We start from the raw sequence: 13312 nt of genomic DNA on the forward strand, positions 1-13312 counted from the left end.
GTAGAACTAAGGAGATTTACACAAATATAATTGTTAAGTTCACTAGTGATTCCTGTCTGATTTTGTTATAAAATGGTCAAAAGAAGCTTTTATTGTCGAAACATTCGGGAGGGAACTTGCATGCCGCAAGCTAATGAAGACCGCATATATTGGATTGATACACTGAGCAGAATTGCCCAGCCTGTACTTCATCATTTATCAAACCGCAATTTAAAAGACTCCATGCCTATTGAGGGAAAAACGGATGACCGTCCCCTATTCACTCATTTAGAAGCACTGGGCAGACTTCTGACAGGAATGGCTCCTTGGCTTGAAACAGGAAGCCGTGAAGGTGAAGAGGGCCGTTTGCGCGAGCATTATGCGGAATGGGCGCGCCAGTCTATCGATGCAGGAACGGATCCATCCTCCCCGGACTTTATGAATTTTTCAGAGGGGTATCAGCCCATTGTAGATGCGGCTTTTCTAGCCCATGCGATTCTACGCGCTCCTCAAGAGCTTTGGGAAAAGCTTGACCCTCGGGTTCAGCATAATGTTGTTAACGCATTGAAGGCAACGCGGACACGAAAGCCAGGGTACAATAATTGGCTGCTGTTTTCAGCAATGATTGAGGCTGCTTTGTACCGCGCAGGAACGGACTGGGACCGTATGCGTGTTGATTATGCTCTAAGGCAGCATGAGCTTTGGTATAAAGGAGACGGCATATATGGCGATGGCCCTGACTTCCACGCGGATTACTATAACAGCTTCGTAATTCAACCTATGCTGGTTGATATCATTAATACACTAGGCCATGAAGATTCCTTCTGGGCCGGAATGAAAGAGAATGTAACTAAGCGAGCACAACGCTACGCGACTCAGCAGGAACGCCTGATCTCGCCTGAAGGCACGTTCCCGGCTGTTGGCCGCTCACTGGCCTATCGTTTCGGAGCTTTTCAACTGCTAAGCCAGGTAGCCCTCCAGCATCAGCTTGAAGCCAGCCTGGAGCCAGCTCAGGTACGCTGTGCTTTGACGGCAGTCATACGCCGAATGATTGAAGCGCCTGGCACCTTCGATGAGAATGGCTGGCTGACCATCGGCTTCTGCGGCCACCAGCCTGAGGTCGGTGAAACGTATATATCGACTGGCAGCTTATATTTGTGCGCAGCGGTATTTTTACCTCTTGGCTTGCCTGCAGATGATCCTTTCTGGCAAGGAGAAGCCGCATGGACAGCTCAGAAAGCATGGAGCGGTCAAAGCTTCGCAATTGATAAAGCATTATACTAGTACCGTGAATCGGTTAACTATAGCGGGATGTTTGATATCATTTAGAGTTTATACGAAAGAGCTGCCTTTAAGTTGCTTAGCAACTTAAGGGCAGCTCTTTACTTTAATATCACTATCTATTATTCCTTTACTATCTCGATGAAAAATCAGCTTCAGTCCCTTGGGGCACGTTAACGTCTCTCGTTTCCTCGTAAGTCCGAAATTTTACTCATATCTTCTTTCCAAGCACACTATTTCTCTTTATGGAAAATATTGGACTTGATCAATCCTTTTTTCATTCTAGAGGAACACAGGATATCAGACGGCTGCCGAAAGAAATGAGGTAGATGGAAATCCTCATGTTAATCCAGCCTGGATATCGTTTGAAATCAATCTAACTGGAAAAACTAACTCTAAAATAGGTAATTCTGATGATATCAGCCAAAATCCATAGAATTAGCATGAGAAATTCCAGCTAGAGGGCCAGGAACGCTATTTTTAGCAGTAATTAACCTGACATTTTCCTGATATTTGCGTCGGGTTGACGCTCCCGTGAAGTTCGCTAGGCTGCGATGCAATGACCTAACCAAACCAAACTCCGAACGCCCATACTCGAACTTAGCACGCATTGAATAGCGATCACATCTCTGTCTTCACTAAGAAGACCCAAGTAGAAGCTGCCTCAAAAGGGTGCACGTTAGCGATGGAGTCCCATAAATGTGCAAAAAGAACCTTCAAATCCACTCCAGCTATCAAAGTGGAATTGAGGGTTCTTTTGCAACTCTATATTCAAGGCACGCGTGCAGCTCCCAGCGTGCGGTGTGGCGTTGCATGGCGTCGGTCGACCACAGGTTAAAGTGGTGGTTGGACTGTCCCAAAATGGCCTTTGGGACAACTCCTTCCGTTTTTTAATATCAAAACTGTTACATGCTGTTCTCCACTTGCTTGGTCGAAGGACCGCAGCCACAAATCGTTATTGTGAGATAATCCAGACTTAGCAGTAGCATTCGACGATTGGCAGGTAACGTACCATTAAAAGACCCATCAGAACGTAGAAAAGGAAGCAAATTCATAAATAAAGCTACATATTGTTTGGCATATGGAGAAACCGTTTCATCGGCCACTCCCATAGTTTCCCCTGCATCCGCATCTTTATTTAAGCCGCGAATCACAAATATCGCTAACTGTTCCCTAGTCAGCATTCCGTCAGGATTGAACTGATTATTACCTATTCCATCGGTAATGTTCGCTCTTCTGACAGCTTCTATATAAGGAATAGCGTACCCGTAGACCGAATCCTTAACCGATACATCATTAAAACTCGACGTATTCAATGTAGGATCTATCTTTAATCTCAGTGAAAGAGCAATAATCTTTGCGAACTCGGCCCGACTTATCGGCTCATTTACCCCGAACTGCTCCTCCGATATTCCCTCAATATATCCTTTAGCTAACCAGCTGTCTATTTTCACCTTGATTGCAGCATCCATATCCTTGAGGTCACTGAAGTCAGCTGATGTTTTGGGCTTCGGTTGCGATTGAGCAGCATACGTCGCCTTATAACCAGTAGTACAAGAAAGTACCAGGCATAGGAACACCAGTATAGCTTGCCTCCACATACCGCCACCTCTTTTTTTGATTATTGTTTATCCTTTTGGGTTTACAGATACTTTTGCAAGCGATCCGCCTGTCTTTTTTTCGGAAACAAAAATGCCAATTATAATAATAATGATTCCCATCCATTGCAAGGGGCCTTGTCTTTCTTGGAGAAGCAGTGCTGAGCATACGATTACAACAGGCAGTTCGACCGCCCCAAGCACAGAGGCTAATCCGGTTTCAATAAAAGGTGCTCCTTTGGCTAAAAAATACGATGGCAAAATCAAACCGAACAAACTCATCAGGCAAGCCCAAAACCATAGTCCCTTATCCAACGAACCGTTCCATAGAAATTGTGGGGGCATCAGAATAAGTACAATCGTCATGGCTCCAGACACGACCCAGGTGCTTCGCACCAATGGAGGAAATTGAGTAGCAACCCGGCCACTGAAGCAAATAAACAATGTGTAGCAAACCGCGGCTAACAACCCCAGAACAACGCCACCCAGATGAACGCCCTCCCATGACCCGGAAAGAACGCCAGAGGATAGAAGTGTGCCAATTAAAACAAAAATCATGGCCAACCATTGAAAGCGGTTAGGCGCTTTTTTATCCAACAGCCACCCTAGCAGCATTCCCATCCATGTAAATTGAAATAACAGCAGCACCGCAAACGAAGCATCCAGAACCTGTAAAGATAGATAATAAAAATACCCTGTCAAGCCTGTAAAGGCTCCGCTAAACATTAGTTTCAGAACCGTTCCGAATGTAATTCCTTTCATTTTGCGAAGCTGGGGCAAACAAATCAACCATAACATGATAAATCCAAACAAATTCTGACTTCCTGTAATCTCTGCTGGTGTAAACCCGTTCTGATAACCAAGCTTAACCAATGTTGATAGAATGCCGTACGAAGCTGCGCCTAGCAATACAAGCCAGACAGCTTTCCAACGTTTCATTGATGTCATAACACATATCCTTCTTAATTATAACCCTCACCCACCCATGAGGTCTCCTAGGAGACTCACATCAGGAAATATAACAGATGTCCTATGATTATTCAAGGAATATACGTGTACAATAAATTAGCCAATTTTGACAGCGAGCTTCGACAGTATCCTTGGAACCATTGCTTTACTATGAAACTATACTATGAAACTCATATCTCATCATCAAATTCATTATTAAAGGAGGCCAGTCCCGCGATGCAAAAAGTGATTCTTAATGAGGAATTGATGCTTCATATCTCGCCGGATTCCCATAATCAAAATAAGTATGTAAACCAAGATACCACTCTTTCGGAACATCCCGATCAAACGAAACTTCCGAAGCTCACAATGAAGCTACTGCACGAGCTTATTAAGGAGCTTCGACAGGAGAATGCCAAGCTCTATCATCGTGTGACCGAATTAGAGCGCCAGTTGGAAGAGCTTGCTCATGTTCAAGTTGAAGCTGCCGCAGCAGCAGAACTGGCGAATCCAATCGATAAAATGAAGAGTAATAGTATAGAAACAGCTGCTTATCCCGCAAATGAGCCGTCCATTCGAGTCACCCGTTCCCAACGACATCCAGCTCCCAAAAAGAAGTCATGGGAGGATTTATGGCATTTATTATTTCGTCCTTCGCTTCAGCGGCAAAAATAGAATGTGAGACTTAAATTAAGAGCTTAATCATCATTCCTTTTCAGCTTTGTACGAATCTGAATCTTACCGTCTCTGACTCTCATCTGGACCTCACCGTTCCTATCCGTCCGCAAAATGCTCATATCCCGCTCCTCCAAGCGTCCAAGAACTTGCGGGTTCGGATGACCATACGAGTTGTATAAGCCTACGCTAATAACCGCCATACGAGGCTTCCAAAAATCAAGCCAGGCTGTGCCTGTTGAAGTTTTACTGCCGTGATGAGCAATCTTTAACACATCTATGTTTGCAGTTGCAGCAGCGGCGGCGGTCCGCAGTGAAATCGGAGCAGTGGAGGTGCTGTATGCTTGCGCTGTAAAATTTGGGATTGTTATTTGATTCCGATTTGTCTCAAACATACGTAATACGGCTGCTTCTGAAGCCTGATCCATATCTCCGGTAAATAGCCACCTGCTCCCCGACATTTCCATCATAAATACAACCGATTCCGCGTTCTGCTCCTTTTCCAGCCGCAGCTCTCCGGCACCATCCCGGGCTACAGGGGCCAGCACATGCAGAATCGTTTCGGAATTTGCCTGAAGCCTATCTCCTGCATAAGCCTTAACCAGCTTGACCTGTTTGTCTAGAGCAGTTTGGAACAGCTTCTCCGCCCCAGGCCCCGGCTTGAAGGTTCCATTGAAAATAAGCTTGTTTACCGGTATTTGCTCTATTACTGCTTGCAATCCTCCAATGTGATCCGCATCTTGGTGAGTGACAATCAAATAATCGATCCGTTGAATGCCCCGTTTCTTCAGCAATGGGACCAGCAGCTTCCGGCCAACCTCATAGGGATCTTTCCGCTGCTTCCACTCATCTCCCGGTTTGCGAAATGAAATTGTGCCCCCTCCATCCACTAATATAACCTCACGGCTATGAGGAGGTGTAATAATGATGCTGTCCCCCTGCCCAACATCGATAAAATCAACCTTCCCTTCACGGTTCCACAGCTCAGGCTTATAGGCGATGGCAAGCAGCAGCAAGAGCGAAAGAATACAGATAGGCAAACCAACTATTGAAGCGGCATTTGGTATTCGCATTTCATGGCTGCTCTTTCTGGATTGATCAAGCGACAGCATTGGACCTTGCTTCACGTTCTTTTTACGCTTTATTTGGAGCAAAAACCAAACTATGGCTGTCCAGCTTGCATAGTAGCAAATAATCCATCCGATGTCAGGTGTAGGCCAAATAGTCTGAAACCAATCCCACCGACTCGACATGTCCACCAGATCAAATATCCGACTGTTTATCCAGGCTATTAGCCATGCAACGACTTTACCAGCAGGCACATAAGCGAAGCCTAGGATTAAAGCTGCTGTTCCGCCCGGCATGGTCACCATACTGAACACAGGCACAAGGAAGAAGTTAGCGAGGAATGACAGCAGCGAAAACTGATTGAAATAATAAATAGAAACCGGAAATGAAATGCATTGCGCTACAAGTGTGATTGAAACAGCATTTTTCCAGACCGTAGAGTGAATTGGCAAAAGACTGTTAACAGGCGGCACACCTATGATTAGCCCAATGGTTACTAAAAAGGATAGTTGAAAGCTCACATCCAACATAAAATATGGCTCCCATATCAACATCCCGAGTCCTACCAGCAGCACTGTGTGCAGTCCATCCCTGAGAGTATGCCTATATGCAGCATACAACGCTATCATCGCCATTAAACCTGCTCGAATAATAGACGGAGACGCACCAGTTACTGCAATATAAAAAGGCATCAAGCTGATAGCCGTAAGCAAGTAGGTCTCTCTAGTGAACCGCAGTCTACGCATCACCCATAATAAACATGCCAAAAATATAGCTACGTTTAAACCAGATACCGCTAAAATATGAGTCAAACCGAGCTGTGAAAACTGCTGAAATTGCAGCGGATCCATATCATCCGTCACTCCAATCAGCATGCTCTTCATAAATCCCGTTTGATTCCCTGGAAAAACCCTACCAATTCCCTCCCCAAGCATTTCTCTAAATTGATCATTCCACCTCATTACAGTGTCCCAGGTCCATCGATTGGATTGGGCTAATTTAACCTGATCCGCTCCTTTCACGAGCAGCTGCCAATGAATATGCTTGAACCGCAAAAAGCTGCGATAATCAAAGCCCCCGAAATTTCGTGCCTCTCCCGGCAGTTGTAAGGCCCCCTTCAAGCCAACCTGATCCCCCCGCTGCCAAGTGAGAGCGATGTCCTGTTCTTTCTTGCTTAGCAGCTTTACGGATACTGCAATCAGCTCATCCTCATCACTATCCGAGCGAACGGTAAAGGAAGCTTTATCTCCATCCACATCAACCTTTGTAGTTATCAGACCTTCTACCTCATAAGGAATCTCTTTTTGCTCCTCAGCTGCCTGTACGAAAATAGACAATTTAGTCTTATTATGACGGTCATAATCTTCATAATAACCCGCAGCAATCACAATAATAAGGAAGCTGCACATAACTGTCCTGCCTGGCATACGCATGAACCAAATCCCAATTGCAGCAATTCCCGTAAATAGACTGACGTACAAGGACAGCCAATCCAATTGAACGTTGTATGCAAGCACATAACCCGCTGCCCATAGCAGCGCCGCTGCAACCACAGGCCGACGGTTCACAAGCGTCCCCCTTTCCAGCTATAACAAAAAGAACCTCTCCCGCAATTCGTTACGATTGCGTGAAGAGGTTCTTCCTCATGGATAAATTTTCATATATATAGAACAAATGGTTCGCGGATTATGGAGCAGTCAGCACGCTGCAATTATACTTTAATGCTGTACATCCGTCACCGTTCCAACCGGGGGCTCGTACGTTTCCAGACGACGGAAGGTGATCCCTTTTTGCTGCATTAAGGATTTAACCTTTTCGCCGTCCTTCGGGTAAGGCCTATGGTACACGATTTCGCTAATACCGCTGTTAGCCAGCATATTAGCGCAGGTCCAGCAGGGCTGATCTGTCACATAAACAACCGAACGCTCACGATCCTTCGGGTCCGTGAACAGCAGAAGATTCTGTTCAGCATGAATCGTACGGATGCAGCGCTGCTTCTTTACAACCTGTTCAGCTCCGTCCTTATCGGCCAACTCGTACTCCTCTACCAGCATGCAGCCAGCTTCAGAGCAATCCGGCACACCCATTGGCGCTCCGTTATAGGCTGCGCCGAGCAGCTTCTTCCCTTGAACGAGTACGGCCCCTACATGCCTGCGGCCACAGCGCGATCTTGTCGAAGCCATATATGCCATATCCAGAAAATACGTATCCCAGTCTTTGCGTGTTGTCATCAGGTATACACTCCGTTTAGTTCTGGCTTGCTAGAATAGCTTGGTTCAAGTCATAAATAATATCATCAATCGATTCTGTACCAATCGACAATCGAATCATTCCTGCAGATACTCCGGCTGCTGCCTGCTCCTGCTCGCTCAACTGCGCATGCGTTGTGCTTGCCGGATGGATGATCAGCGACTTCGAATCCCCTACATTGGCAAGATGCGAGAACAACGACACATTGTTGATAAGCTTGCGTCCCGCTTCGATGCCTCCCTTGATGTCAAAGGTCATAATCGCTCCTTGACCTTTAGGCAAATACTTTTGAGCAAGCTCGTAGGAAGGATGGCTTGGCAGCCCAGCATAACTCACGCTTGCTACAGATTCATGCGCTTCAAGGAATTGCGCTACCTTCAACGCATTAGAGCTGTGACGCTCCATACGCAAATGCAAGGTTTCCAAGCCTTGCAGCAGTTGGAAGGAATTGAATGGAGAAATAGTAGCCCCCATATCGCGCAGCAATTGAACTCTTGCTTTAATTATGTAGGCTACCGGTCCCACTGCAGTAGTGTATACAACCCCATGATAGCTTGGGTCCGGTTCTGTCAGGCCTGGAAATTTGCCGCTTGCCTGCCAATCAAATTTGCCGCCGTCCACAATAACGCCGCCGATTGACGTTCCATGTCCTCCGATAAATTTGGTCGCTGAATGAACAACGATATCTGCACCATGCTCGGTTGGGCGGCATAGGTAAGGACTCGGGAATGTATTATCAATAATCAATGGAATGCCATTTTCATGGGCAATCGCAGCAACAGCAGCAATATCTAACACATCGCCCTTCGGATTTCCAATGGATTCAGCATACAAAGCTTTCGTTTTCTCTGTAATGGCCTTACGGAAATTTTCCGGATCGGACGGATCGACAAAAGCTACTTTAATGCCAAGCTTAGGCAATGTTGTAGAAAATAAATTATATGTACCGCCATAGATGCTGGCTGCAGAAACGATCTCATCGCCTGCTTCCGCAATGTTCAAAATGGAGTAAGTAATAGCAGCTTGTCCTGATGCTGTAGCAAGTGCAGCCGGAGCTCCTTCCAACGCAGCAACCCTTTTCTCAAATACATCTGTTGTAGGGTTCATCAGGCGTGTATAAATGTTCCCGAATTCCTTTAATGCAAATAAATTTGCGGCATGATCCGTATCACGGAAGCCGTATGAAGTCGTTTGGTATAACGGCACCGCACGCGACATTGTAGTTGGATCAATTTCTTGTCCTGCATGAACAGCTAATGTTTCCAAGCCAAGCTTACGTTCGTTCGTCATTGAAAAAAGCCTCCCTCATTTTTAGGAAAAATAAATTACAATAATTATCCATCCTATTTTCTCACATTTAGCCGGAAAACGAAAGCGCTTCTAATTCGGTTACGGATCTATTATAAGATAAGGCTTGATTTTGGCAAGCACCTTGTCTCCGATCCCCTTTACGTCAAGAAGCTGCTCGACTGTTTTGAACCGTCCCCCCAGCTGTTCCCGGTGCACAATAATAGCTTTTGCTTTACTTTCCCCTATACCAGGAAGCGTTGTAAGTTGATCCATTGTAGCTTTATTTAAGTTCAATATGCTTTCAGGCTTGAGTGATTCCTTCTTTATCGTTTCATTAGAAGCCTTCTTAGACAGATCAGGCGCCAGCTGCTTCGATTCGCTCTTCTCAGAGGCTGCTTGGGTCTGGTGACCGTCTTTTGCTAGACCATCTGTCGTTCCCTGCGGCTTGCTCTGCTTGGCAGCAGCTTGCTGTGCAAGCAGTTTGAGCATCTCATCATCAGCTGACCTCCATTCAGAAGCCGTCTGCATAGAGCTCTGCCATATCGTATATCCGAACCACCCTGTCAGTGACACAACTACTCCCAATACTACTATCAGCATCTTGTTACCCCAGACATCTGACACTCGCAAAAATAAATTCCCTCCCTCGAAATTTGCAGCTGTTTCATCTTACATTTAAAGGAAATAAGTCATAATCACCTCGCTATCATCATAGGGATTAAGAAGGCTTCACTTATTCAGGAGGGATGGCCATGAGAGTTGGATTCATAGGCACTGGCAGCATGGGCAGTATACTCATAGAAGCGTTCATCCAATCCGGAGCTTTGAATCCGGAGCACATAGTGGCGACTAACCGAACAATCTCCAAAGTGGAACGATTGGCTGCAACTTATTCGGGCCTAAAGGTAGCCCGTTCCAATATAGACGTCGTCCGTGACTGCGATATTCTTTTTTTATGTGTCAAGCCTGTGGAATTTAAAGCCGTAATCGACGACATCAAAGATGAGGCTGCTCCGGAACAAATTATTGTATCCATTACGAGCCCCGTATTAATTCGGCAGCTAGAAGACTTACTAGGCAGTAAAATCGCCAAAATTATTCCGAGCATAACCAATTTTGTATTCAGCGGAGCTACACTTTGCGTCTACAGTGACCGGATGGCTGATGAGGACATTGAACGGCTGGAAAACCTGCTCTCTCATATCAGCGCGCCAATCCGCATATCTGAGGAGAATACCCGCATTTCTTCCGATCTTTCCAGCTGCGGTCCTGCTTTCCTAGCTTTTTTTATTCAAAAATTCATTGATGCTTCTGTTGAGGAGACCGGTATTTCGAGAGAGGAAGCTACTCAACTAGCAAGTGAAATGACTCTTGGAACCGGAAAGCTATTGACCACAGGCGGCTTCTCCCCGGAGTCTTTGCAAAAAAGCGTGGCAGTCCCCGGAGGAATAACAGCCGAAGGCCTCCATATGATGGAAAAAGAGCTGTGCGGATTGTTTAACAACCTGATCCACACAACTCATGCCAAATACGAAGAAGATTTGGAAAAGGTGGAAGCCCGGTTTTTCGGCACGAAGGTCGAATAACGTGATGCTTTCACGCTTTTCCTGTATGAACCGCCGCCCTGTATAGCAGCAGAGCGGTTATTTTTATTGATTACCCAACGACTATATTAACCAGCTTGCCTTTTACAGCAATGACTTTACGGACACTTTTGCCATCCATCGCTTCTTGAACCTTATCCATGGCCAAAGCCAGACCCTCTAAGGCAGCTTCATCCATATCTTTGGAAACTAGCGCACGTTCAACTATTTTCCCATTGACCTGCACCACGATTTCAACCTCGTTATCGACCGTCCAGGCCTCATCGAATGCCGGCCAAGCTTCATAAGTAACAGATTCCTTATGTCCCAGCTTCTCCCACAGCTCTTCAGCGATATGAGGGGCGATAGGGGAAAGCATTTGAACAAAGTCGTTCATGGCTTCTTTAGGCAGACGATCTGTTTTATAAGCCTCATTAATGAAAATCATCAACTGGCTGATTACGGTGTTGAAGCGAAGCGCTTCGTAATCTTCCGTAATTTTTTTGATTGTGCGGTGCCAGGTACGCTTGAATGCTTCACTGCCTAAAGTTTCATCGGCACTGATTTTGGCATTCAGTTGACCCTCATCACCAACGAATAATCTCCATATCCGACTTAAGAAGCGATGAGTTCCTTCTACGCCATTCACATTCCAAGGTTTAGTAGCTTCTAACGGGCCCATAAACATTTCGTACATCCGCAGCGTATCCGCACCGAATTCATTCACGATGACGTCAGGGTTAATAACATTGCCGCGGGATTTACTCATTTTTTCGTTATTTTCACCCAGAATCATACCCTGATTAACCAGCTTGTAGAACGGCTCTTTGGTCGATACCACTCCCAGATCATATAGCACTTTGTGCCAGAAGCGCGCATACAGCAAGTGAAGCACCGCATGCTCGGCACCACCGATATACAAGTCAACCGGCAGCCATTTCTTCTGCAGCTCTTGAGAGCACAGCTCTTGATCGTTTTTCGGATCGATGAACCTCAAGTAGTACCAGCAGCTTCCAGCCCATTGCGGCATCGTATTCGTTTCACGGCGCGCCTTCATGCCTGTTTCCGTATCGATCGTTTCAACCCACTCTGTAACGTTGGCAAGCGGCGACTCTCCTGTGCCTGAAGGTGCAATCTGGTCGACATCCGGCAGCAGCAAAGGCAGCTGATCCACAGGTACAGTTTTCATAGTTCCGTCTTCCAAATGTAAAATTGGAATCGGCTCTCCCCAATAACGTTGACGGCTGAACAACCAATCACGCAACCGGTAGGTTACTTTCCCTTGCCCTTTGTCATTGGCTTCCAGCCATTCAATCATTGCAGCAATCGCCTGTTCATTGTTCAATCCGTTCAGCAAGCCTGAATTCATATGCTGTCCATCCCCTGCATAGGCTTCCTTGGCTACGTCTCCGCCTTGTACAACCTCGATGATGGCAATATCAAACTTCTTGGCAAACTCCCAGTCACGCTGATCATGTGCAGGCACGGCCATAATCGCACCGGTACCGTACCCGGCAAGCACGTAATCAGCTACCCAGATCGGGGTTTTGGCGCCATTAACCGGATTCAGGGCATAAGCGCCTGTAAATACTCCGGATTTATCTTTGGCTAAATCCGTGCGTTCTAGATCGCTTTTACGTGCAGCCTGTTCCTGATATTCCTTAACAGCAGCAGCCTGCTCAGGCGATGTGATACGCTCAACCAGCTCATGCTCAGGAGCAATGACGCAGTAAGTAGCTCCGAACAGTGTATCGGGACGAGTAGTAAATACTTTCAAGCCTTCGCCTTCGGTTCCCTCGATCTCGAATACAACCTCGGCTCCCTTCGACTTCCCTATCCAGTTGCGCTGCATATCCTTGATCGATTCAGACCAATCAAGCTCCTCCAAATCCTCCAAAAGCCGCTCTGCGTACTGTGTAATGCGCAGAACCCATTGACGCATTGGCTTGCGAATAACCGGATGGTTGCCACGCTCGCTCAAGCCGTTGATAACCTCTTCATTGGCAAGTACTGTTCCCAATGCCGGACACCAGTTCACAGCTACTTCATCGACATAAGCAAGTCCTTTATTATAGAGCTGGATAAAAATCCACTGAGTCCATTTGTAGTAATCCGGGTCCGTCGTGCTGACCTCACGGTCCCAATCGTAAGAGAAGCCAAGCGATTTGATCTGGCGGCGGAAATTATCAATGTTCTTAAATGTAATATCCCGCGGATGCTGCCCCGTATCAAGTGCGTGCTGCTCGGCAGGCAAACCGAACGCATCCCATCCCATCGGATGAAGAACATTGTAGCCGCGCATTCTTTTGAACCGCGAAACGATGTCAGTTGCTGTGTATCCTTCAGGATGGCCTACATGCAATCCAGCTCCGGATGGGTATGGAAACATATCTAATGCGTAAAACTTCTTTTTGCTATCATCATCCAGCACTTTAAATGATTTATTATTTTCCCAATAAGCTTGCCATTTCGGTTCGATGACCAGTGGGCTATAGCCCTGCTGTTCTTTAACTTCTTGTGTCATTTCAGTTATGCCCCCTTATTCGTTCAACAAATTCAAAAATCGATTCCTAGGCAACAAAAAAGCCCCTCATCGCTAGCGCAACGGCTAGGGACGAGAGGCGTGCTTCCCGTGGTACC

10 protein-coding genes and 1 other annotated feature (1 of these 11 only partly in view) are annotated in these 13312 nt (G+C 46.3%); of the genes, 3 read left to right on the forward strand and 7 right to left on the reverse strand.

Annotated features, from left to right (window positions below):
• Positions 1-120: 120 nt before the first annotated feature.
• The gene (locus NV381_RS09635; RefSeq protein ID WP_258213068.1) at positions 121-1263 is read left to right on the forward strand and encodes a DUF2264 domain-containing protein; all 1143 of its coding nucleotides are present in this window, start codon (positions 121-123) and stop codon (positions 1261-1263) included.
• Between the two features lie 902 nt (positions 1264-2165).
• Here the strand turns inward: NV381_RS09635 and NV381_RS09640 are convergent.
• Together NV381_RS09640 and NV381_RS09645 are read right to left on the reverse strand one after the other, a co-directional pair.
• Positions 2166-2861, reverse strand: a complete 696-nt coding sequence (locus NV381_RS09640) for an S-layer homology domain-containing protein (RefSeq protein WP_258213069.1) — start codon at positions 2859-2861, stop codon at positions 2166-2168.
• 27 nt (positions 2862-2888) lie between these two features.
• Complete coding sequence (locus NV381_RS09645) at positions 2889-3806, reverse strand: EamA family transporter (protein ID WP_258213070.1); 918 nt, start codon at positions 3804-3806, stop codon at positions 2889-2891.
• 237 nt (positions 3807-4043) lie between these two features.
• On the opposite strand from NV381_RS09645, the gene NV381_RS09650 reads away from it, so the two are divergent.
• Positions 4044-4481, forward strand: coding sequence for a hypothetical protein (locus NV381_RS09650; RefSeq protein ID WP_258213071.1), 438 nt, complete (start codon positions 4044-4046; stop codon positions 4479-4481).
• Between the two features lie 23 nt (positions 4482-4504).
• On the opposite strand, the gene NV381_RS09655 is transcribed toward NV381_RS09650, so the two are convergent.
• The 4 genes from NV381_RS09655 to NV381_RS09670 form a co-directional block, all read right to left on the reverse strand.
• Positions 4505-7117: a DNA internalization-related competence protein ComEC/Rec2 gene (locus NV381_RS09655; RefSeq protein WP_258213072.1), complete on the reverse strand. Its 2613-nt coding sequence runs from the start codon at positions 7115-7117 to the stop codon at positions 4505-4507.
• A gap of 150 nt (positions 7118-7267) precedes the next feature.
• Positions 7268-7780 (reverse strand): deoxycytidylate deaminase, encoded by a 513-nt coding sequence (locus NV381_RS09660; protein WP_258213073.1) that lies wholly within the window; start codon positions 7778-7780, stop codon positions 7268-7270.
• 16 nt (positions 7781-7796) lie between these two features.
• On the reverse strand, positions 7797-9089 hold the full coding sequence (locus NV381_RS09665) for a homocysteine synthase (protein ID WP_258213074.1): 1293 nt from the start codon (positions 9087-9089) through the stop codon (positions 7797-7799).
• A gap of 99 nt (positions 9090-9188) precedes the next feature.
• Positions 9189-9713, reverse strand: coding sequence for a helix-hairpin-helix domain-containing protein (locus tag NV381_RS09670; RefSeq protein WP_258213271.1), 525 nt, complete (start codon positions 9711-9713; stop codon positions 9189-9191).
• 128 nt (positions 9714-9841) lie between these two features.
• On the opposite strand from NV381_RS09670, the gene comER reads away from it, so the two are divergent.
• Positions 9842-10675, forward strand: a complete 834-nt coding sequence (comER, locus tag NV381_RS09675; protein WP_258213075.1) for a late competence protein ComER — start codon at positions 9842-9844, stop codon at positions 10673-10675.
• A gap of 70 nt (positions 10676-10745) precedes the next feature.
• Here comER and leuS read toward each other — a convergent pair whose 3' ends face one another.
• On the reverse strand, positions 10746-13196 hold the full coding sequence (gene leuS, locus NV381_RS09680) for a leucine--tRNA ligase (protein WP_258213076.1): 2451 nt from the start codon (positions 13194-13196) through the stop codon (positions 10746-10748).
• 83 nt (positions 13197-13279) lie between these two features.
• Positions 13280-13312: a binding site (T-box leader), on the reverse strand (it continues 228 nt past the right edge of the window).

Source organism: Paenibacillus radicis (ex Xue et al. 2023), assembly GCF_024722015.1.
Taxonomy (GTDB): Bacteria; Bacillota; Bacilli; order Paenibacillales; family NBRC-103111; genus Paenibacillus_S.